The following is a 22,253-nucleotide window of genomic DNA, read 5'->3' on the forward strand; positions in this document are numbered from 1 at the left end:
GCGCGAGCGACTGTCCGGGGGCCTATGCTCGCTCCAGTGTCCAAGTTGACGACAGCAGCGAAGCGGGTGCTGCTGGGCCGGCCTTTCCGCAGTGACTCGCTCGGTCACACCTTGCTGCCGAAGCGAATCGCGCTTCCGGTGTTCGCCTCCGATGCCATGTCGTCGGTCGCCTACGCCCCCGAAGAAATCTTCCTCGTCCTGTCGGCCGGCGGGGTTTCGGCTTACCTGTACGCGCCCTGGGTCGGGGTGGCCGTCGCGTTCGTGATGGCCGTGGTGGTGGCCAGCTATCGGCAGAACGTGCACGCCTACCCGTCCGGCGGCGGCGACTACGAGGTCGCCACGACCAACCTCGGGCCCAACGCCGGTCTGACCGTCGGCAGCGCGCTGCTGGTCGACTACGTGCTCACCGTCGCGGTATCGATCTCCTCGGCCGCGTCGAACATCGGCTCGGCCATCCCGTTCGTCGCCACCCACAAGGTGCTGTTCGCGGTCGTGGCGATCGCCGCGCTCACCGCGATGAACCTGCGCGGCGTGCGGGAATCGGGAACGATGTTCGCGATTCCGACCTACGCGTTCATCGTCGGCATGTTCATCATGCTCGGCTGGGGCATGTTCCGGATCGTGGTGCTCGGAGAGCAGTTGCGGGCGGAATCGGCCGGTTTCGGATTGGTCGAGCACGAGCAGCTCTACGGCCTGGCTTTCGCCTTCCTCATCGCGCGTTCGTTCTCCTCCGGCTGTGCCGCGCTCACCGGTGTGGAGGCGATCAGCAATGGCGTGCCCGCGTTCCGCAAACCCAAGTCGCGCAATGCCGCCACCACGCTGCTGATGCTGGGCGCGATCGCGATCGTGCTGCTGATCGGCATCATCGTGCTGGCCCAGAAAACCGGAATCGTCTACGCGCACAACGTCTCGGACCTGACCGGAGCGCCCGACGGCTATCAGCAGAAGACTCTCATCGCTCAGCTCGCCGAGACGGTGTTCCAAGGTTTCCCGGTCGGCTTCTTCTTCATCACGACAGTGACCGCGCTGATCCTCGTACTCGCCGCGAACACCGCGTTCAACGGTTTCCCAGTGCTCGGCTCGATCCTGGCGCAGGATCGCTACCTGCCGCGCCAGTTGCATACCAGAGGCGACCGGCTGGCGTTCAGCAATGGGATCCTGTTCCTCTCCGGCGCGGCCATCGCTTTCGTGGTGCTGTTCGGCGCGGAAGTGACCAAGCTGATCCAGCTGTACATCGTCGGCGTGTTCGTTTCGTTCGTGCTCAGCCAGACCGGCATGCTGCGGCACTGGACGCGCCTGCTGCGCATCGAAACCGATCCGGGACAGCGCGCGCGGATGAAGCGGTCAAGGGTGATCAACGCCGTCGGCCTCAGCGCGACCGGCGCGGTGCTGGTGATCGTGCTGATGACCAAGTTCTTCGCCGGCGCCTACATCGCCATCTGCACCATGGTCGCGATCTTCGTTGTGATGAAGATGATTCGCCGGCACTACGATTCGGTCGCGCGCGAGCTGGACGAGCACGAGTGGGATGGCGTACTGCCCAGCCGCTCGCACTCGATTGTGTTGGTCTCGCGCTTGCACCTGCCGACCCGCCGGGCACTGGCCTACGCCCGCGCCACCCGCCCCGACACGTTGGAGGCGGTGACGGTGAACGTGGACGAGGCCGACACCAGGGCACTGGTGCGAGAATGGGAGAACAGCGACATCACGGTGCCGCTGAAGGTGATCGAATCGCCGTACCGCGAGGTCACCAAGCCCATTCTCGACTATGTGAAGCGGGTACGCCGGGATGCCCCCCGAGACGTGGTGACGGTGTTCATCCCCGAGTACGTGGTCGGACACTGGTGGGAGCAGGTTCTGCACAACCAGAGCGCGCTGCGGCTGAAGGGCCGGCTGTTGTTCGAGCCGGGCGTGATGGTGACCAGCGTGCCGTGGCAGCTGAGCTCGTCCACGCGGGCGAAGGCGCCCGGCGTGGTGAACGCGCCCGGCGCGGTGCGGCGCGGATACGGAGACCGGACATGACGTCCACGGAGCATTCGGGATGAGCGATTGGCGAACAAGTACGTTCGACGTGCGGCTCGGGCCACCGGGCCATGGCGGCTTCTGTGTCGCGCGGCACGAGGGACGTGTGATGTTCGTCCGCCACGGGCTGCCCGGCGAGCTGGTACGGGCCCGGGTCACCGAGGACCGCGGCGGCTCGTACTGCCGTGCCGAAGCCATCGAGGTACTCGAGGCTGCACCGGACCGGGTGCCGCCTACCTGCCCGGTATCCGGTCCCGGCGGCGCCGGGTGCTGTGATTTCTCCTTTGCCACGCCGGCCGCGCAGCGCGCGCTGAAGGCCACGGTGGTCGCCGAACAACTGCGCCGCGTAGCCGGAATCGAGCGTGACGTGCTGGTGGAGCCGATCGAGTCCGGCGAAACGATCGGTGGGTGGCGCACCCGCGTCCGGCTCGCGGTAGATGACCGGGGACGTGCCGGCGTGCACCGGTATCGCAGCACCGATGTGATTGCCGATCTGCGGTGCCCGCAACCGGTCACGGGGGCGCTGGCCGGTATCGCGGATCGGCGCTGGACGCCGGGCGCCGACCTGGTGATCGCGGTGGACGGCGACGGCATGCGGCACATCGTCGAGTTGGCGCCGGCCGCGGAGCCGAGACTCGGCAGCCGCAGCGACCGGCGCGGGCCCGGTGGAAGCGACCGGCGGGATAGCTCGAGGCGCCATGACCGGCCACACGGCCGCGATCATCGTGGCGGACGGCGCGGGTCCGATCGGCGGGGGAGCGAGGTATCTGCCGGGGAGTCCGGCCGGCGCGACGAACGGCGCGACGCTTCCACGCGGCGAGCCGCCGCGCACGCGACCCGCGACGAATGGGTGTTCGCGGGTAGCGGCCGGGCGGTCGAGTACGTGGCGGGACGCCGGTGGGAGGTCGCGGCGACCGGGTTCTGGCAGGCGCATCGCGGTGCGGCGCAACGCTATTCGGATCTGGTTGCGCAGTGGTCGGGGCTCGGTGCCGGCGGACGGGCCTGGGATCTCTATAGCGGGTCGGGCGTGTTCGCCGCGCGGCTGGCCGAGCAGGTCGGCCGGACCGGGGCGGTGCTCGGGGTGGAATCCGCGCGGTCGGCCGTCGCGGATGGCGCGGCCGCGTTACGTGATCTGCCCTGGGTGGAGCTACGCACCCAGCGCGTGGAGCGCTGGGTGGCGGAGCATGTCGGTGCGGCGGCGCCGGACGTGGTGGTGCTCGATCCGCCCCGCGCGGGCGCAGGCAAGGAGGTGGTCGGCGCCGTCGCGGCAAGTGGGCCGACGCGGATCATCCATGTCGGATGCGACCCCGCGGCGTTCGCGCGTGATCTCGGGCTGTACCAGGCAGCGGGCTACCGGCTTGCCGAGCTGCGGGCATTCGACGCGTTCCCCGCGACACATCACGTCGAATGCCTTGCGTTGTTGGAGCGTTGACGTCGGTCCGCGAGACCACTCGCTCGGGCTGGGCCACCCTGACCTTCTAGGCTGGGTACGGTATGTCCGGGCGGTATGGCCGAGCTCACATTCCGAAGTGATGTCGGTCGGTGTGATCGTTCTCGTGCAGGCGAGCCATCCGCCGCTCCGTAGACTGATCGGATCAGATGCGCTATCCGGAGGGAGCTAGTTCAGGTGGGAGTGCTTTCCCGGGTCGACTCGCCCGAAGATCTGCGCCGGCTGACGGTGCCGCAGTTGCGCGAGCTGGCGGAGGAGATCCGCGAGTTCCTGGTGCGCAAGGTCGCCGCGACCGGCGGACACCTCGGGCCCAATCTCGGGGTGGTCGAGCTCACCATCGCGCTGCACCGGATCTTCGACTCGCCGGCCGACCCAGTGATCTTCGACACCGGACATCAGGCATACGTGCACAAGATTCTGACCGGTCGCAAGGACCAGTTCGATTCCCTGCGTAAGCGGGGCGGCCTGTCCGGCTACCCGAGCCGGGCCGAAAGCGCGCACGACTGGGTGGAGTCCTCGCACGCGTCGGCGGCGCTGTCCTACGCGGACGGCCTGGCGAAGGCATTCGCCCTCAGCGGGCAGGACCGGCACGTGGTCGCGGTGGTCGGTGACGGTGCGCTCACCGGTGGCATGTGCTGGGAGGCGCTGAACAATATCGCCGCTGCCGGGGATCGACCGGTGGTGGTCGTGGTCAACGACAACGGCCGCTCGTACGCACCCACCATCGGCGGCTTGGCCGACCGGCTGACCGCGCTGCGCACCCAGCCGGCTTACGAGCACGCGCTGGACGCGGGTAAACGCATTCTGAAGAGCATTCCCGGGGTGGGCGAATCGGCGTACTCGATGGTGCATGCGGTGAAGGCCGGGATCAAAGACGCGGTCAGTCCGCAGGAGCTGTTCAGCGACCTCGGCCTGAAGTACGTCGGGCCGGTGGACGGCCACGATCTCGTCGCCTTGGAGGCGGCGCTGCGCCGGGCCAAGGACTTCGGCGGGCCGGTCGTGGTGCACACCGTGACGCAGAAGGGGCGCGGCTACGCGCCCGCCGAGAATCATGTCGCCGACCAGATGCACGCCTGCGATCCGATCGACCCGCTGACCGGGGCTCCGGTAGGCGGCCCGAAGGCGCTGGGCTGGACGTCGGTGTTCTCCGCGGAACTGATCGAGCATGCCGAGCGGCGCGCCGACATCGTGGCCATCACCGCCGCGATGCCGGGGCCGACCGGGCTGGCGGCTTTCGGGGAGCGGTTCCCGGACCGGATGTTCGATGTCGGTATCGCCGAACAGCATGCCATGGCCTCGGCGGCGGGCCTGGCGCTCGGCGGCATGCATCCGGTGGTCGCGATCTATTCGACATTCCTCAACCGCGCCTTCGACCAGTTACTGATGGACGTCGCGCTGTTGAAGCAGCCGGTGACGGTGGTGCTGGACCGCGCGGGCATCACCGGCTCCGACGGCGCCAGTCACAACGGCATGTGGGATCTCTCGCTGCTCGGCATCATTCCCGGCATCCGGGTCGCCGCGCCGCGCGATGCCGCGACACTGCGCGAGGAGCTGGCCGAGGCACTGGCCTGCAACGATGGTCCGACCGTGCTGCGATTCCCGAAAGGCAGTGTCGCCGAAGACATCTCGGCGATAGAGCGGCTGGACGGCGTGGACGTGTTGCGGATGGCGCAACCGGAAGCCGGCTCGGTGCAGGCCGTACACGGCGACGTCCTGCTCATCGCCGTCGGCTCGTTCGCGGGGGTTGCCATCGAGGCGGCGAATCTGCTCGACACAGAAGGGGTTTCGGTCACCGTGCTCGACCCGCGCTGGGTGCTGCCGGTGTCCGACACGCTGCTGAAGCTTGCTGAGAACTACCGGCTCGTGGTGACGCTGGAGGACGGCGGGCTGCACGGCGGCATCGGCTCCACGGTGTCGGCGCGGCTGCGACAGTCCGGACTGGACATCCCGACCCGCGAACTCGGTGTGCCACAACAGTTCCTGGACCATGCTTCGCGCGGCGAGGTGCACGCGGACCTAGGGTTGACCGCCTCCGGCATCGCCCGCCGGGTCGGCGGGTGGCTGGCCGCTCGTTGACGTCGCGGCGCCGGGCGAATCCGCGGAGCACTCGACGCGGACCGAGGACGGCAGCGCGAGCGTCAGCCGCGGCACCGCCAGCTCCCGCTGCCAGGGCCGGGCGCCACCGGACTTGAGAAACCCGTCGATCCCGACCGAAAGCTCGGCCACGTCGTAGTCGGCCAGCCCGTCCCAGCACAGCCGGCGAACCAGATCCGGCGCGAGCAGATTCTCCACCGGAATCGCGTGCTCGGCCGACAGCTCGCCCATCGCGGCGCGCGCCCTGATCAGGCGCGCGGCCGCGGCCGGATCGCGCCGCTCCCAGCGGTTGACCGGCGGCGGACCGTCGAACGGCTGGGTCAACGGCGGCAGCTCGCTGTCGGCAAGAGCACGACCGCGCTCGATCGCGGTGAGCCATTCCCGGGAGTACCGGCGCTGCCTCGGCCCACCGAACACCGGCAGCGCGCGCAACTGTGCGATCGACTTGGGCTCCGCGGCGGCCGCGGCGATGATCGCGGCATCCGGGAGAATACGAGCCGGGGCCACGTCGCGGGCGCGGGCGAGCACGTCCCGGGCCGTCCACAGTTCGCGCACCACGGCCAGCTGCCTGGCCCGGCGCAGCGTATGGATGCCCGAGGTGCGCCGCCAGCGCTCAGCTTTCGGCGCGGGCGGATCCAGTGTGCGAATGTGCTCGAATTCCTGTGCCGCCCAATCTGTCTTGCCCTGTGCCTGGAGTGCGGCGGCCACCGCGTCGCGCAGCTCCAGCAGCAATTCCACGTCGAGCGCGGCGTAGTTCAACCAGTCCTCGGGCAATGGCCGGGTGGACCAGTCGGCGGCGCCGTGCCCCTTGCGCAGCGCGCGGCCGAGCAGACGCTCCACCATTGCGGCCAGGCCCACACGCTCGAAGCCGGCCAGTCGTCCCCCCAATTCGGTGTCGAACAGCCGGGCCGGGCGCAAGCCGACCTCGGCCAGACCGGGCAGATCTTGGTCCGCGGAATGCAGGACCCACTCGAGTTCGTTGATCGCCTCGGCCAGTGGCGCGAGGCCGTCGGCGAGCGGAATCGGATCGATGAGGAATGTGCCCGCGCCGGCGCGGCGCAATTGGATCAGATACGCGCGTGCCGAGTACCGGAAACCGGAGGCTCGTTCGGCGTCCACGGCGAGCGGTCCGGTGCCGGCGAGAAGCCGGGCGGCCGCGGCGCGGATCTCGGCGGCGGTGTCCAGTACCGGTGGCACACCCTCCGCAGGCGCGAGCAGAGGCGTCGCGGCCGAGGGTTCGGATTCTTCTGGTACGGACATGGTGTTGAACTTTACGTGCCGACTCGATGGCGCCGCCGTCCTATTGGCGCATCAATATGTCGATCGAGCGGCCGCGACGGACCCGGCTATCGTATTGCGCCGGGATCGGCACCGGCCACCTCCCCCCGGCGGGCCATGCTCACCCCTGGTCGCCGGACAAGCCCGTTCGCATTTGCAGTTGGGTCACCCCCGCGGGCGGCAGACCCGCCGCATAGGCCAGCACCTCACAGAATGCCTCCAGATGGGGCCGCATCTCGGAGGTGACCGGCGTCCAGGATGCGCGGATCTCCAGCTGGTGGCCGCGCGGCGGACCCGCGATATCGCCGTAGCGCACCGAGCTGGTCGAGGTCACCGTGCCACCGAGCGCGGTGAACGGTTCGGCTCGCGACTCGAGCGCGTCCACCAGCCAGCTCCATGCCACCTCGGGTAGCAAAGGATCGGTGGCCAGCGCGGCATCGATGTCGGCCTGGACATAGGCGACCAGACGTAGGGTGCCGTGCCAGGTGTCGTCGCCGTCCGGGTCGTGCAGCAAAATCAATCTGCCGAACGCGTCGCCCTCGGATTCGATCGGAACCACGGCGACCTCCGGGTGCTTGACCTCCGCACCGATCGCGTAGGAGTACGGCGCGAGTCGTTGCGGCGGCCGGATCGGCGCGAGCTCGATCCGAGGATGCACAGTAGCGGTGCCCATTGCCTCGACCGCGGCGCGGAATAGAGCTGGCTCGCCCTGTGGTCCCTCGGTCGGTGCGGCGCCGTCGCGGAAGTCGAGCGGTGTCACGAATGCTGACGGTAGACCCTGGGAACACGGCGCGGTCGGAGGCGCGCCGCACGCCGCCGCCTCCGGGTCCGTCGTTACGGCCCGGCCCGCTTACGATAGCCGTGATGAGCACTCATACTCGCCGCCGGTTGACCGATGCCCCGTTCCTGGCCGCCGCCACCGGCGCGACGCCCAGCAGGCGTCCGGTGTGGTTCATGCGACAGGCCGGACGCTCGCTGCCCGAATACCGCGACCTGCGGGCGGGCATCGGGATGCTCGAGTCATGCTTCGACCCGGAACTGGTCTGCGAGATCACCCTGCAGCCGATTCGCAGGCACAACGTCGACGCGGCGATCTTGTTCTCCGATATCGTCGTTCCGCTCAAAGCGGCGGGGATCGATCTGGACATCGTGCCCGGCGTGGGGCCGGTGGTTGCCGCACCGGTGCGGACGGTCGACGACGTGCGCGCGCTGCCGCGCCTGCGTCCGGAGGAAGTCGGCGCGGTCACCGACGGCGTGCGCCTGCTGCTCGACGCGCTGGGCGAGACGCCGCTGATCGGGTTCGCGGGCGCGCCGTTCACCCTTGCTTCCTATCTGGTCGAGGGTGGGCCGAGCAAGAACCACGAGCGGACCAAGGCGATGATGTACGCCGACCCGCAGACCTGGCACGCGCTGCTCGGTGTGCTCAGCGACATCACCATCGCGTTCCTGCAGGCTCAGCTTTCGGCGGGCGTCGACGCGGTGCAACTGTTCGATTCCTGGGCGGGTGCGCTGTCGCTGGCCGACTACCGCAGGTTCGTCCTGCCGCACTCGGAGCGGGTGTTCGCCGAGATCGCCGACGCGGGTGTACCGCGCATCCACTTCGGCGTCGGTACCGGTGAACTGCTGGGCGCCATGGGCGAGGCGGGCGCGGATGTCGTCGGCGTCGACTGGCGTGTTCCGCTGACCGATGCCGTCCGCCGCGTCGGCCCCGGAAAAGCGTTGCAGGGCAACCTTGATCCCGCCGTCCTGTTCGCCGGACCTGCGGCGATCCAGGCGCAGGCCCGCCGGATCGTGCGCGAAGCGGACGAGGCGATCACGATGGGCGCCTCCGGGCACATCTTCAATCTGGGCCACGGGGTGCTCCCGGACACCGACCCGGGCGTTCTGACCGCCTTGGTGGAATTCGTCCACGAGTTGTAGGGCGTAGGCAGCCGCCCTACCCTCCGTCGTGAGCACCTCGTCGGGCATCGATGTGCGGTGCTCGACGGTGTCGGTGGCGATGCGTGGGATGTCGACGGCAACATGACGCCGGGGCGCGTCGCCGGTGTGCGGCGCCGACTCTGCGGTGCCGCAGGGCACGGATCGTCGGTGTGGGACGGAACACAGCGCACCGGCCGTTCGACTGACACGCGAGCGGAGCACGATACGGTCGGGGTATGCGCATCGCGGTGGTCGGCGGAGGAATCAGCGGACTGGTGGCCGCGTATCGGCTGCGAACACTCCTCGGTCCGGACGCCGAGCTGCTCGTTCTCGATCGGGCCGACCGGCTCGGTGGGATCCTCTACACCGGCGAATTGGCCGGAGAGCCCTTGGATCTCGGAGCCGAAGCGTTCATCGGACGGCGGCCGGAAGTGCCTGCGCTGCTGCGTGAGCTCGGGCTCGAGTCACAGCTGGTGACTCCGGCCGGTCTGCGACCGCTACTGTGGTCGGCCGCAGCCGCGCATCCGATGCCGGAGAACACGCTGATGGGAATTCCGGCGAACGCCGACTCGATGCGCGGGCTGGTCGACACAGAGACACTGACGCGGATCGCCGCCGAACCCGACCGGCCGCTGACCTGGGTACCGGGCTCCGACACCGATGTCTACGGCCTGGTTGCCGACCGATTCGGCGCGCAGGTTGCCGAACGCAGCGTCGACCCGCTACTCGGTGGCGTCTACGCGGGCAGCTCGCGCTCCATCGGCGTTCGCGCCGCGTTGCCCACCCTCGCCGCGGCGCTGGACAAGGGCGCGGCCAGCCTTACCGCAGCTGTCCGGGCAGCGCTGCCACCGCCGTCGAACGCGCCGGTCTTCGGTGGAATCCGGGACGGCTACCGGGCGTTGCTCGATACTCTCGCCGCTCGGTCGGAGGCGAAGCTCGTCACCGCGACACCGGGGACCCGTCTGGCCAGGGGCCTGCGCGGTTGGGTGGTCGATCCGATCGGCGCGGTCGACGCCGTGGTGCTCGCCACCCCCGCGCCGGTGACCGCACGGTTGCTGGCCGGCGTCGCCCCGGCCGCATCGGCGGAGCTGGCCGGCATCGAGCTGTCCTCGTCGGTAGTCGTCGCGCTCGCGTTGCCGCGCGAGACCGCGCTGCCGCAGAACTCCGGCATCCTGGTGGCCACCGGGGAGTCGTTGCGCGCCAAGGCGTTCACCCTCTCCAGTCGCAAGTGGTCACACCTCGCACACCGCGAAACCGCCCTCGTTCGAGCCTCTTTCGGCAAGTTCGGGGACAACACCACACTGTCGTGGCCGGACGCCGAACTCGTCACCGCCGCGGCCGAAGATCTGGCTACCGTCACCGGTGTCCCGATCACACCGTCCGAGGCGGTGGTCCAGCGCTGGCCCGGTGGCCTCGCCCAGTACGCGCCCGGCCACCCCGACCGCATCGCGGTCGTCGAAGCCGAGGTGGCGACGCTCGACGGCCTAGCCGTGGCCGGTGCGTATCTGCACGGCGTCGGCGTGCCCGCGTGCGTCGCCTCGGGCACGGCTGCCGCACAGCGGATCGCCGCTCGCCGATAGTCCGGCCGGCTCCCGCCTCGCCGGCGCGGGACCATGGTGCAGCCATCGCGCCGACTGTCGCGCATTGTTCGCGGCCTGCGGTACGCAATCTGCCGGCGACTGAATTATGTGTACCGCAACAATAGTTGCCGCCGATGTACTGCTGCCGATTCGGCGACAATTCGAGGTGAACGGAAAATAAGCACAGATCGGCGTAATTAAGCACACGCGGTCCGAGCGGCGGAATCGAGGAAATGCACCGGTAGCGTGAGCGGCATGCAACTCTCGCCGTTCACCGATATCGGATTGCGCACCATCATGCGGCTCGCGGTGGACGACGGCGCGGACTCCCGGGTCACCACCAAGCTGATCGCGCGGCAGGTGGGCGCATCCGAGCGCCATGTCGCCAAGGCAGTATCGCAGCTGGTCGATCTGGGGTTGGTGCAGACGCACCGAGGACGGTCGGGCGGATTGGTCATCACCGCGGCCGGGCGGTCCGCGTCGATCGGCGAACTGATCCGGGAATTGGAAGGCGACCGCGAGGTCGTGGCGTGCGGACAACCGCATCCGTGTCCATTAATCGGCGCCTGCCGCCTGCGCCGAATTCTCGCCGACGCGAAGAAAGCGTTCTATACCGAGCTCGATCGTTATTCGGTAGAGGATTTGGTCACTTCACCGACTGCGGAGTTGCTGCACTTGCTCGCCCACTCTCCGGCGAGTGTTTCCACTGAGAGGGAGGAAGTTCTATGAACACCGACAGTGTCGTCCGTGGCGAACCGGAGCTCGAACCGCACCATGCCGAGGTCGTCCGCGCGACTCTGCCGCTGGTCGCCGCCAATATCGACCGCATCACGGCCGTGTTCTATCGGACCATGTTCGACGCGCATCCGCAGTTGCTCCGCGACACGTTCAACCGGGGCAATCAGGCGCAGGGCACCCAGCAGCGGGCACTCGCCGCGTCCATCGCCACGTTCGCCACCTACCTGGTCGACCCGGCACTGCCGCACCCGGCGACCATGCTGTCGCGAATCGCGCACAAGCACGCTTCGTTGGGGGTGACGCCCGACCAATATCAGATCGTGCACGACAATCTGTTCGCCGCGATCGTCGAGGTGCTGGGCGCCGACGTAGTCGACGCGCCGGTCGCCGCGGCCTGGGATCGGGTCTACTGGTTGATGGCGGACCTCCTCATGGATCAGGAGAAGGGGCTTTACACCGAGGCGGGCGTGGATTCCGGCGACGTCTACCGGGACGTGCGGGTTCTGACGCGTGCCGACGACCCGTCCGGTGTCGCGATCTTTACCGTCGAGTCCGTCGATCCCGCCGTCGCGTTACCGGGATTCGTTCCGGGCCAGTATATTTCGGTCGGTGTGCGGCTGCCCGACGGCGCGCGCCAGTTGCGCCAGTACAGCCTGGTCGGCCTGCCCGGTGACGGCACGCTGTCGTTCGCGGTCAAGCGCGTCGAGGCGGTCGACGGTTGTCCGGCGGGCGAGGTCTCCGCTTGGCTGCACGAGAATCTGGGCCCCGGTGACGCGCTGCAGGTCACCCTTCCGTTCGGGGACGTCGCCGTCGACACCACAGCGACGACACCGCTGGTGCTGATCTCCGGCGGTATCGGCGTGACCCCGACGATCGGCGCCCTCGAATACCTCGCCGCCCACGCCCCCGGGCGCCGCACCCTGGTCGTACACGCGGACCGTGGACCACAGACCCATCCACTGCGTGCCCGGCTGCACGACCTGGTGGCCCGGCTGGAGCAGGCCACCGTCGAAATCTGGTACGAACAACCGGTTCCGGGCGCCCGGCACGGCCGGGTGGATCTCTCGGCACTGGCCCTGCCCACCGACGCCGACGCCTACGTCTGCGGTCCGCCCGGATTCCTGCGCGATGTTCAGCGTCAACTCCGCGCCGCGGGCGTCCCGGATGACCGGGTCCACATCGAGCAGTTCACGCCCGCCGACACAGCCGCTCTCGGGTGAGTGGCACGATAGGGCTATGGCGCGACTCGACTATCAGGCTCTCAATTCCACCATCCGCTACCTGATGTTCTCGGTTTTCCAGGTGCAGCCCGGAGTGCTGGGCGAGGATCGGGACGCCGCGATCAAGGAAGCCAGAGCGTTCTTCGACGGTCTGGCGGAGCGAGACATCGTGGTGCGCGGGATCTACGACGTGGCGGGTATGCGCGCCGACGCCGACTTCATGATCTGGACGCACGCCGAACGCGTCGAGGACCTGCAAGCGGCATACGCGGACTTCCGGCGCACCACCGAGCTGGGCCGGGCCAGCGCGCCGGTCTGGAGTAATGCGGCGCTGCACCGGCCCGCCGAATTCAACAAGAGCCACGTCCCGGCCTTCCTCGCCGGGGAGGAGCCGGGCGCCTATATCTGCGTGTATCCGTTCGTCCGGTCCTACGAGTGGTATCTGCTCCCCGACGACGAGCGCCGCGGGATGCTGGCCGAACACGGGAAGGCCGCGCGTGGTTACCCCGACGTGCGGGCCAACACGGTCAGTTCGTTCGCGCTGGGCGATTACGAGTGGATTCTCGCTTTCGAGGCGCCGGAACTGCATCGCATCGTCGATTTGATGCGCGATCTGCGAGCAACCGATGCCAGGCGGCACGTGCGTGAGGAGATCCCATTCTTCACCGGACCCCGGGTGGAGATCGAGAAGCTGATCGCAGCCCTGCCCTGACTCCGGCGCCGGCTTGGCGCATGCCCCGCAATGTCGGGGCATGCGCGCAGGCGACGTCCACCCGCACTCTTCCCGGCAGCGTCGGGTGTTACTCCGCTGCGTCGTCCGCGGGGTGCAGTCGCAGGGCGATGGAATTGATGCAATAGCGCTTGTCGGTGGGCGTGTTGTATCCCTCGCCCTCGAACACGTGGCCGAGGTGGCTGTGGCAGCTCGCGCACAGCACCTCGACCCGGTGCATGCCGAGTGAGTCGTCCGGCCGCGCAATCACCGCGTCCGACGTGGCCGGATCGAAGAAGGACGGCCAGCCGCAGTGCGAGTCGAACTTCTCGGTGCTGCGGAACAGCTCCGCGCCACACGCCCGGCAGACGTAGACGCCGCCGGTCTTGGTGTCGGTGTACTCGCCGGTGAACGGACGTTCGGTGGCTGCCTCGCGCAGCACCGCGTACTCCTCGGGAAGCAGCTTCGACCGCCATTGCTGCGGCGAAAGCTGGATCCGCGGTGCGGGCAGGGACGTATCGGCTTCGGAACTCATGGCTCCACGCTAATACGATTCTGCTCCTTCGGCGCCGAACCGTTATGTGGCCTGGGGGTTTCCGTCGCGAATGCGGCGTCGGGCGCGGAACTGTCCTGCTGCTGTTCGTCCTGACGTGAATCGGGCGCGGACCGCATCCACGCGGGATCGATCGCGAACGGCAGCCGGCCTTCCCGCCGCGCCGCCAGGTAGCGGTCACCCAGCACACAGAACACGACGACCAGCAGCAGACCCCAGCCGAAGGTGATGCGCAGATACTCCAAGTTGCGCCCGATGTGCTGCCAGCGGTCCGACAGCCACTTGTCGTAGCTCATGAAGCCGAAGATCGCCAGCCAGGCCGGCCAGTTGCGCAGCACCGAATTGCGCAGCACCACGGTCATCAGGAAGGGGAACAGCATCATCGAGTAGTACATCTGCCCGAGCGAGCTGAGCAGGAACGATGCCGTCAACAGCACGCCGGAGGCGGTGCAGACGAAAAACAGCTCGTCGTCGCGGTAGTAGCGGTACAGCAGCCACAGCGACAGCAGCACCAGCACACCGAGCACCACGCGCATGCCCCAGGTCAGCCACGGCGGCAGGCCGTAGTATTCGCCGTTGCCGACGATCGCGCTGTTGAAATAGTCGCGGGATTCGAAGATGTAGGGGAAGGTGCGGGTGAAGAACTTCTCCGGGTCCTTCGACAGCGGCCAGGCTATCGCGGTCAGCGCCACCGGCACCCCCAGGGCCGTGATGAACACCTTCCACTGACCGCGCGCCAACGCGATCAACAGCAGCGGAGCCAGCGTCGGTTTCACCGCGATACTCAACCCGAGCGCGGCGCCCGCCCAGAGATCTCGCCGCTGCAGCAGCAGATGGATGAAGATCAGCTCGGCCAGCAGCACACAGCCGTTGACGTTGGTGAACACCAGTGTGTTGATCACGGTCTCGGACATGAACATCGCCAGCAGCAGCGCGGGCGCGGCAACCGAGCTCAGGGTGTACCGGAACAGTCGCAGCAGCAGATACCACGCGACGAGGATCGCGATCACGTTCAGCGCGATGAACAGCCAGCGCGACTTCTCGTAGTCGATGGCGGCGATCGGCGCGATGAGCAGGGTACCGCTCGGCGGATACAGGTAGTGCGGGTCGACCGAGTCGAAGTTCGCGGTGTAGACCGGCCGCCCGTTCAGGAAGTCGAGCGATGCCTGGTAAACCGGCTTGTAGTCATCGGTGATGAAGCCGTTGACAGCCTTGATGAAGACCCGGTTCAGCACGGTCATCACCGCCAGGGGCCACAGTGCGAACTTGATCACTTCGGCTGTGGTGCGAGCGGTCCGGGGCTCGAGCTGTCGAAACAACACTGGGGCACGGTACACCGGATGGGCCGGCCGTGGTTGTCCGGACCTGGCCGACGCGCTGCGCGCAGCGCCCCGGGGCCCGGTGTCAGGCCGGGCAGGCAGTGCCGTCGGCGGGAAGTTTGCCATCCTTCAGGTAGTCCAGCAGGGTTCGCTGCGCGCAGCTGGAGTGGGTCGACACCGGGTGACCGAAGCCTTGCCAGGCGAGTGCCGCGTACCGGGCACCCGCCGCCCCCACCGCGCCGGTCACCGAGGACTGACCGCCGTTGCCGACCACCGGATCCGCGACCCCACCGAGGACGAGCACCGGAATGCCCAGCTTTTCCGGCATCGGCGGTGCGGTCGACACCGGCCAGGCCGCACACTCCATCAGCGCGATGGCCGCCGCTTTGCCGAAGACCGGGTACTTGCCTCCCCAGGTTTCGGCGAGTTCGGCGGCTTTGCCCGGAGTCGGCGGTTGCTGGGTGTCGCTGCACCGGTTGACGAACTGTCCGTCGCCCTCGGTCGCGGCGGACTCGCGCGCGATCACGGCACTGAGCGGGCCCCGGTCGCCGCGTCCGGCCGCGGCGAGCGCGTCCGACAGCTCACCGATCCGGTTGGCCTGGTCGGCGCGCGGGCTGCCCAGGAAGCCCGACAGTGCGGTAAGCACGGCGTTCGCCGAGATGTCGCCGAGCCCGCCGGATCCGGCCCGGTTCACCAGATCGGTGATCGCCGCGCGCGGGTCGGCGCCCAGTGTGCATCCGATGCCGACGCAGCGCTGCGCGAAGGCGGTCAGCGCCGCCTCGGCGCCCTGGACGGCCTGCTCCGCGCGGGTGACGGCGTCCATGCCAACCGGCTCCGGCGAGTCGAGCACCAGGCGCGCGAGGTGCTCACCGTGCTTGCGGGCATAGCTGAGCGCGACCTTCGCACCGTTTCCGGTGCCGAGCAGCGCGATGTGGTCCACCTGCCACTGCCGGCGCAACTGCTCGATGTCGTCGGCGGCGTGCGGCGCGTCGAAGGTGCCTTCGTAGGGTTGCAGGAAGTCGCGGCAGGCGATGGTGCCGTCCTGGCTCAGCTTCGTCATCCGCGCCACCGCATCGCCCGGGCCGGGCCCGGACTGGGCATTGTCGGCCAGGCCGCGGCGGATCTCGGGCGGCAGGCAGTCGATCGGCTGCGAGCTGCCGATACCGCGCCGGTCCACCGCCACGATCGGGCGGGCGGCCAGCAACGCGGCGGCCGGGCCCACGGCGAGCCCGGCGAGCGTGGCGGTCGATGACCGGTCCGACCCGGAGGTGAGCACCAGCGGCGGCGCGTCGGCCGGAGTCTGCGCCGAACGAGCCCGCATCGCCCCGGCTCGGAAGTTGCCGAGGACCGCGCCCGACGCATCGATCGGGGTCGAGAACTCGGCACAGTCGAGCACCAGCCCGGCCGGCGCGGGGCCGAGCCCGAGCATGTCCAGGGTCGGCTGGGTGCACTCGCGCCAACTGAGGTCGGTCTTGGGCAGCTCGGCGTTCGGCGGTGCCGGCGCGGCGGCGGAGGTCGTGGCGTTGCCCGCGACGGGCGGGCGCTGTACTGCGACACCGGGACGATCCGACGGTCCCGCGCCGCAACCGGCGGCGGCGATCGAGAGGGTGACGGCAAGCACGGCGGCCCGAGTCCAGCGCATTGCTACAGCCTGCCAGGTTCGGGCGCCTGTTTCATCGACGGGTCCACCGGGTGAGAATCGTGCCGTCGTCGTCGAGCAGAACATGCGCGCGCGTCATCCGGATGCGGAACTCATGCGCGGACAGCGAGATTCGCCGCCCCGCACCGCCGGCCAGCAGCGGCGCGGTGGTGAGGCACAGTTCGTCGACCGCGTCGGCCGCGAGCAGTTCGCCGAACAATTGCGGGCCGCCCTCGGTCAGGACCCGCAGCAGCCCGCGCGCACCGAGCGCGCGCAGCAGGCCCTGCGGTGTCACCGCGATCTCGCCCGCCTCGATCACTTCGGCGCCGGCGTCGGCCAGTCGCTGTTTGCGGTCGGCTGGTGCGGCGGCCGTGGTGATGATCAGCGGCGGTACCTGGGTGTCGGTGAGCAGCCGCGCGTCCGGCTCGAGCACCGCGCTGGCGGTCACCATTGCGATCGGCGGCGGCACGCCGTCGGGATGTCCACCGATGCCGTGCTCATGGAAGACGCGGCGGCGTCGCGGATCGGTGCGCGCTCCACCGTAGTTCTCCGCGCGCACCGTGCCCGCGCCGACCACGATCACGTCGGCTAGCTCACGCAGCAGCATGAACACCGTCTTGTCGGCGGGCGTACCGAGCCCCTCGGACAGGTTCCCGCTGGTCGCGGCGCCGTCGATGCTGGAGACGAAATTGGCGCGGACCCACGGCGCGGCGAGCCCGGACGGAAAGGCGTACAACTGAGCGAGGTCTTCCGCGCTGAGTCCTGTGAGATGGATCGCATTGTGGCTACGCTGCATGAAGACAGATCACACCACGTCTCTAGGCTTCGTCCATGCAAGAACGCCTTGTCGATCGCCACCCGGAGGTCCCGGCTGATCAGCTCGTCGCTCAGATGGTGCCTCCGCCCATGTTCGACGAGGTGAGCTTCGCCTCCTACATTCCGGACCCGAACCAACCGAGCCAGGCGGCCGCGGTCCGCGGCGCCGAGGCGTTCGCCGGCCAGGTCGCCGAGATCGGCAAGGCCGCCCGGAAAAAGAGCCTCTTCGGTAAGCGGAAGCAAGTCAGTGGCGCCGGTCTGTATCTGGACGGCGGGTTCGGCGTGGGTAAGACCCATTTGCTGGCTTCGATCTTCCACAGCTCGCCCGCGCCGAAGTCCTTCGGCACCTTCGGCGAGCTGACCAACCTGGTGGGTGCGCTCGGCTTCGCCAACGCCCTGGAGCGACTCTCGGGCAACAGCGTGCTGTGCATCGACGAGTTCGAGCTCGACGATCCGGGCGACACCATGCTGGTCTCTCGTTTGCTGACCGAACTCTCCGCGGCCGGGGTCTCCATCGCCGCCACGTCCAACACCTTGCCGGGTCAGCTGGGTGAAGGACGTTTCGCCGCACAGGATTTTCTGCGCGAGATCAAGAAGCTCGGGTCGATCTTCGAGGCGGTGCGTGTCGACGGGCCGGATTACCGGCACCGCGATCTGCCGCCCGCACCGGAACCCACCTCGCCGGAGGTGCTGGCCGAACGTGCCGCGAGTACACCGGGTTCCACCCTCGACGAGTTCGACGCACTGTTGCAGCATTTGAGCACGCTGCACCCGTCCAAGTACGGGACGTTGATCTCCGGGACATCGTCGGTATTCATCTCGAACGTGCACCCGGTCGTCGATCAGGCCGTGGCCTTGCGCATCGTGGTGCTCGCCGACCGGCTCTACGACGCTAACGTCCCGGTCACGGTGTCGGGCGCGAAGCTCGACGAGATCTTCTCCGCGGAGATGCTCGAAGGCGGTTACCGCAAGAAGTACCTGCGCGCGATCTCCCGCCTGCTCGCGCTGTCGCGCTTCGAAGTCACGGTCTGAGGCGGCTGCCACGGCTTCCGCTCGGCTCGGCGGGGGCTGTGGATGGGCTTTGTCCGGCGGGGCTTTCCGCGGGCTCGGCTGGTCGGCAAGATCGCTCCGGGAGGATGCGCAGTCCGGATCTGATTGGAGCAGTCGTATGTCCCATCGTTTTCGTGCCCCGGTCGCCGTGGTGGCTTTTTTGGCGGTCGCATTCACGCCGGTGACCGGTGTCGCGCTTGCCGATCCACCAGCTGCTCCCGCAGTCTCGGTCGATCGCTCGCTGGCGTTGCAAGCGGTGCAGAATGCCCGGGATATCGGCGGCTATCGCACGACCGACGGCCGGACCGTACGCACCGGCCTGGTGTACCGGACCGGGCAGTTGAGCAACGCGACCGCGCCGGATCTGGCGCTGTTGACCGATCGCCGGGTGCGCTCGGTCTACGACTTGCGCACCGCCTATGAGCGCGCGCTCGGCCCGGACCGCGTCCCGGCGGGCGCCACGGCGACGTGGGTCGACGTGATCGGCCAAGCGCCGCCGGACGTCCTCGCCACTACGCTCACCGGCGGCCCCGGGCTCTACCGCGCATTCATCACCGCGCGGGGCGCGAACGAGGCGTTCGCCTCGGTGCTGCGGGCCGTCATCGAAACCGACGGGGCGGTGTTGTTCCACTGCACCGCGGGCAAAGATCGCACCGGTTGGGCAGCCGCCATCCTGCTCACCCTGCTCGGCGTCGACCGCGCCACGGTCACCGAGGACTACCTGCTGTCCAACCGGTACCGCAATGCCAGCGGCGACGATCCACTCAACGGAGTCCAGCAGTCCTGGCTCGACGCCGCCTTCGACCAGGTTGATCAGACCTACGGCAGTTTCGGTGGCTATGTCCAGGAGGGGCTGAAACTCACCGACGTCGAAATCGCCGCATTGCGAGCCGCACTGCTGGCCTGAGCAAGTCACCGTTTGCATCCCGGACGGGCGGGGTGCGCGCGGCCTACAAGACCAGACCCATCACGTGATCGTGGTGCACCTGGTTACCGACCGTGAACATCCTGGTGCCGACCACGGCGAAACCGTGTTTGGCGTAGAAGCGCTGCGCGCGGACGTTTTCCTGGTTGACGCCCAGCCACACCGCTGGATAACGTTCGGCGCGTGCCCACTCCAGCGCCGCCTGCATGAGCGCGGTGGACACCCCGGTGCCGTGATGGCCCGGCAGCACGTACATTTTGCTGATCTCGATCGCTGGATGCGGGCCGAGCGCCTCGGCGGCAGCTGGATCTGCGGGATCGCCCGCCACCAGCATCGCGTAGCCCACGATGTCGTCGCCCGCGATGGCCTTGAGCACGATCCGCGCTGGATCACTCAGGTATTCGCCGAATCGTTCGCCCGACAGCACGTCGGTGATGAAGATCTCGATGTCATCGGGCGTTACACCGGGGGGACACGCGAGGGGAAAGGTCGCGGCCGCAACGTCACTGAGGGCCTCCGCGTCCCACAGCCCGGCCCGATCGACGATGACTGGGAGATTGCACATTCCTCCATCAGAGCACAACGCCGCCGGCGAGCATACGAGACTGCCGACGAGATAGCCGCTGGGCAGTCCGGTGGCGATCGGCGACGGCGATCGAGCCACCCGCTACGCGCCGTGCAGGACGACCCGACCGGAATCCCGCCGCTGGTAGCGGCGACGCTCGGTACAACGGACCGGTGCTGTGGTGACGCTGCGCACACCACACCACACCACAGCACCGGTCCGGATGGGGGCAGTGTGATCCCAGAAGGGGCCTGGTGCTCGTCTCGGTCGCCGCGCCCAACCGCGACGAACGGTACTTCCTCACGCCCGCAACCTTCGATCCGGACCGCGCGGCAAACAGTCATCTCGCCTGCGGTCACGGCACGCACTACTACCTCGGCACGGGGCCAGCCAGGTTCGATCCCAGAATCGCGCTGACCGGACCGGTGCGCCGGTGCCCGCTATTGCGGCCGGCCGATGCGCGGACCTGCGGTGACGTGAGAGCATCCTGATCCGCGTACTGCTCGAGTTTCCGGTGATCCCGGCGAGTGCGTCGGCAATACACCGAACAGTGGCTTCGGTCGGCCGACTTTGCAGTGCGGCGCCGGCGACGTAGTCTCCTGCCATGACAAGCGGAAGCCGCATCGGGATCGTCGGTGCGGGTATCGCAGGTCTTGCCTGCGCGAAAGTGCTGAAACAGGAGGGTTTTCCGGTCGAGGTTTTCGACCGCTCGCCCGATGTCGGTGGCGTGTGGAGCGCGACCCGGCGGTACCCGGGGCTGCGTGCGCAGAACTCCAAGGAGATATATCACTTCTCCGACTTCCCGATGCCCGCGGACTATCCCCGCGTCCTCGAAGGTCAGCACATGCAGGCCTACCTGGCCGCCTATGCCGAGCACTTCGGGCTGACCGAGCACCTGCGTCTGCGGACCGAGGTCCTCGCCGCCGATCCGGTGGACAGCGGGTGGCTGCTGGAGATTCGTGACCAGGGTGGTGTGCGCCGCAGCTCGTGCGATCACCTGGTGATCGCGAACGGCGTGTTCAACGAACCCGCGATGCCGGATTACCGCGGTGCGGATGGGTTCCGCGCGGCGGGCGGCCGACTATGCCACTCCTCGGAGTTCCTGGATCTGGAATCGGTGCGCGGCAAGTCGGTCGTCGTCGTGGGTTACGGCAAGTCCGCCTGCGACATCGCCGCCGCCGTGAGCGACGTCGCGGCAGCCACCTCGGTGGTGGCTCGGCGACTGCTCTGGAAGATGCCCCGCAGGTTGGCTCGCGTCATCGACTACGAACGGCTGATGCTCACCCGATTCGGTGAGGCGCACTTCCACTATCTACGGCCGGGCTGGATGGACCGCTTCCTGGACGGCCCGGGGGAATCGGTGCGGATCAGCAACTTCGATTTGATCCAGGAACTGGCCACCAAGCGCCTGCGCCTACGCGAACTCGGCCTCGTGCCGAGCGGTCGATTCGAGCGGATCGCCGAGAGCACCATCAGCCTCGCAACCGAGGGATTCTACGAACAAGTCGCCAACGGACGCATCGTGGTGCACCGCGACACGACGATCACCGAGTTGGGTGGTGGTCCCAAGACCGCGCCGACGGTGCGGTTGTCCACGGGACAGCTGATCCAGGCCGATGTCGTGGTGTGCGCTACCGGCTTCCACCAGCGCGTCCCCTTCCTGACACCGTACGTTCAGCGTCGATTGACCGACGAGCACGGCAACTTCCGCATGCACCGGCAGATCCTGCCGCTGGAGGTGCCGAATCTCACCTTCGCCGGCTACAACTCATCAGTGATCAGCACCCTCGGCGCCGAAGTGGCGGCGCATTGGACCGCGGCGCTGCTCACCGGGAGATTGCACCTGCCACCCGTCGAGACGTTGAACGAGCAGATCGACGCCCGCCTGCGCTGGATGGAGGAACGCACGCACGGTCATCACGCGCACGGCACCGCGGTGATCCCGTTCTCCATCAAGAACATCGATGAGATGCTCGCCGACCTGAAGTTCCGTCTGCCCTTGCGCACTCGCGCGACCCAATGGTTCCGTCGGATCAAGCCGGAGTCCTACCGCGGACTGGGCGCGCGGCGCAAGCCCGACGCCGGGCCCGCTGTGCCCTCGACAGTTCCGATCGACATGGACCTGGTTCCGTACGACGGCAACAGCGGCCGGGTCAGCCACTAGATGTACTGACCTGAGGGTTACGAACACAGCGGGCTGTCGGTCCTCCTTCTGATGCCGCGCCGATGTTGTGGCTGTTCGTGCACACAGTGCAGCAACAGTATGGTGCTCGCGGGCCGGAAGTCACGTAGGGCGGCCGAGCAACCCTATGTCGAGGACGGGCATCGGTGCCGGCGGGTGGTGTTACTACGGCCGGACTCGCCACGGATTACCC

The 22,253-nt window shown here is 68.3% G+C and carries 19 protein-coding genes; 12 read left to right on the forward strand and 7 right to left on the reverse strand.

Annotation, left to right across the window (positions count from 1 at the left end):
• The first annotated feature begins 36 nt into the window (after positions 1 to 36).
• The 3 genes from ACT86A_RS07285 to dxs all read left to right on the forward strand — a co-directional run bounded on the left by ACT86A_RS07285 (position 37) and on the right by dxs (position 5,548).
• Entirely contained in the window at positions 37 to 2,022 is a 1,986-nt protein-coding gene (locus ACT86A_RS07285; protein ID WP_445091208.1) for an APC family permease, read from the forward strand.
• A gap of 19 nt (positions 2,023 to 2,041) precedes the next feature.
• Entirely contained in the window at positions 2,042 to 3,454 is a 1,413-nt protein-coding gene (locus ACT86A_RS07290) for a class I SAM-dependent RNA methyltransferase (RefSeq protein ID WP_445091209.1), read from the forward strand.
• Between the two features lie 195 nt (positions 3,455 to 3,649).
• Positions 3,650 to 5,548 carry a 1-deoxy-D-xylulose-5-phosphate synthase gene (gene dxs / locus ACT86A_RS07295; RefSeq protein ID WP_445091210.1) on the forward strand — a complete coding sequence of 633 codons (1,899 nt, stop codon included), beginning with the start codon at positions 3,650 to 3,652 and terminating at the stop codon, positions 5,546 to 5,548.
• On the opposite strand, the gene ACT86A_RS07300 is transcribed toward dxs, so the two are convergent.
• Positions 5,489 to 6,826: an HRDC domain-containing protein gene (locus ACT86A_RS07300; RefSeq protein WP_445091211.1), complete on the reverse strand. Its 1,338-nt coding sequence runs from the start codon at positions 6,824 to 6,826 to the stop codon at positions 5,489 to 5,491. The genes dxs and ACT86A_RS07300 overlap by 60 nt on opposite strands.
• A 139-nt stretch (positions 6,827 to 6,965) precedes the next feature.
• A complete protein-coding gene (locus ACT86A_RS07305) occupies positions 6,966 to 7,604 on the reverse strand; it encodes a DUF3000 domain-containing protein (protein WP_445091212.1) in 639 nt (212 codons plus the stop codon).
• Between the two features lie 104 nt (positions 7,605 to 7,708).
• Between ACT86A_RS07305 and hemE the strand changes: the two genes are divergently transcribed.
• The 5 genes from hemE to hemQ all read left to right on the forward strand — a co-directional run bounded on the left by hemE (position 7,709) and on the right by hemQ (position 13,014).
• Complete coding sequence (gene hemE / locus ACT86A_RS07310; RefSeq protein ID WP_445091213.1) at positions 7,709 to 8,764, forward strand: uroporphyrinogen decarboxylase; 1,056 nt, start codon at positions 7,709 to 7,711, stop codon at positions 8,762 to 8,764.
• Positions 8,765 to 9,000: 236 nt separating this feature from the next.
• Positions 9,001 to 10,344, forward strand: coding sequence for a protoporphyrinogen oxidase (locus ACT86A_RS07315; RefSeq protein WP_445091214.1), 1,344 nt, complete (start codon positions 9,001 to 9,003; stop codon positions 10,342 to 10,344).
• A gap of 255 nt (positions 10,345 to 10,599) precedes the next feature.
• Positions 10,600 to 11,073 (forward strand): RrF2 family transcriptional regulator, encoded by a 474-nt coding sequence (locus ACT86A_RS07320; RefSeq protein WP_445091215.1) that lies wholly within the window; start codon positions 10,600 to 10,602, stop codon positions 11,071 to 11,073.
• Positions 11,070 to 12,302: a globin domain-containing protein gene (locus ACT86A_RS07325; RefSeq protein WP_445091216.1), complete on the forward strand. Its 1,233-nt coding sequence runs from the start codon at positions 11,070 to 11,072 to the stop codon at positions 12,300 to 12,302. The genes ACT86A_RS07320 and ACT86A_RS07325 overlap by 4 nt, the downstream gene beginning before the upstream one ends.
• Positions 12,303 to 12,318: 16 nt before the next feature.
• Positions 12,319 to 13,014, forward strand: a complete 696-nt coding sequence (hemQ, locus tag ACT86A_RS07330; protein WP_445091217.1) for a hydrogen peroxide-dependent heme synthase — start codon at positions 12,319 to 12,321, stop codon at positions 13,012 to 13,014.
• An 88-nt stretch (positions 13,015 to 13,102) separates the two neighbouring features.
• Here the strand turns inward: hemQ and msrB are convergent, their stop codons facing one another.
• The 4 genes from msrB to ACT86A_RS07350 form a co-directional block, all read right to left on the reverse strand.
• Positions 13,103 to 13,546 (reverse strand): peptide-methionine (R)-S-oxide reductase MsrB, encoded by a 444-nt coding sequence (gene msrB / locus ACT86A_RS07335; protein ID WP_445091218.1) that lies wholly within the window; start codon positions 13,544 to 13,546, stop codon positions 13,103 to 13,105.
• Entirely contained in the window at positions 13,543 to 14,886 is a 1,344-nt protein-coding gene (locus ACT86A_RS07340; RefSeq protein ID WP_445091219.1) for a glycosyltransferase family 87 protein, read from the reverse strand. Before ACT86A_RS07340 ends, msrB begins: the two co-directional genes overlap by 4 nt.
• Positions 14,887 to 14,968: 82 nt before the next feature.
• Positions 14,969 to 16,525: an alpha/beta hydrolase gene (locus ACT86A_RS07345; RefSeq protein WP_445091220.1), complete on the reverse strand. Its 1,557-nt coding sequence runs from the start codon at positions 16,523 to 16,525 to the stop codon at positions 14,969 to 14,971.
• Between the two features lie 31 nt (positions 16,526 to 16,556).
• On the reverse strand, positions 16,557 to 17,318 hold the full coding sequence (locus tag ACT86A_RS07350; RefSeq protein ID WP_445091221.1) for a pyrimidine reductase family protein: 762 nt from the start codon (positions 17,316 to 17,318) through the stop codon (positions 16,557 to 16,559).
• Positions 17,319 to 17,353: 35 nt separating this feature from the next.
• Between ACT86A_RS07350 and zapE the strand changes: the two genes are divergently transcribed.
• Complete coding sequence (gene zapE, locus ACT86A_RS07355) at positions 17,354 to 18,370, forward strand: cell division protein ZapE (protein ID WP_445091222.1); 1,017 nt, start codon at positions 17,354 to 17,356, stop codon at positions 18,368 to 18,370.
• Positions 18,371 to 18,506: 136 nt separating this feature from the next.
• On the forward strand, positions 18,507 to 19,295 hold the full coding sequence (locus ACT86A_RS07360) for a tyrosine-protein phosphatase (RefSeq protein ID WP_445091223.1): 789 nt from the start codon (positions 18,507 to 18,509) through the stop codon (positions 19,293 to 19,295).
• 43 nt (positions 19,296 to 19,338) lie between these two features.
• Here the strand turns inward: ACT86A_RS07360 and ACT86A_RS07365 are convergent, their stop codons facing one another.
• Complete coding sequence (locus tag ACT86A_RS07365) at positions 19,339 to 19,878, reverse strand: GNAT family N-acetyltransferase (RefSeq protein ID WP_445091224.1); 540 nt, start codon at positions 19,876 to 19,878, stop codon at positions 19,339 to 19,341.
• A gap of 254 nt (positions 19,879 to 20,132) precedes the next feature.
• On the opposite strand from ACT86A_RS07365, the gene ACT86A_RS07370 reads away from it, so the two are divergent.
• Complete coding sequence (locus tag ACT86A_RS07370) at positions 20,133 to 20,369, forward strand: hypothetical protein (protein WP_445091225.1); 237 nt, start codon at positions 20,133 to 20,135, stop codon at positions 20,367 to 20,369.
• Positions 20,370 to 20,482: 113 nt separating this feature from the next.
• Positions 20,483 to 22,042 carry a flavin-containing monooxygenase gene (locus ACT86A_RS07375; protein ID WP_445091226.1) on the forward strand — a complete coding sequence of 520 codons (1,560 nt, stop codon included), beginning with the start codon at positions 20,483 to 20,485 and terminating at the stop codon, positions 22,040 to 22,042.
• Positions 22,043 to 22,253: the final 211 nt, after the last annotated feature.

Source organism: Nocardia glycosmidis, from assembly GCF_052545115.1.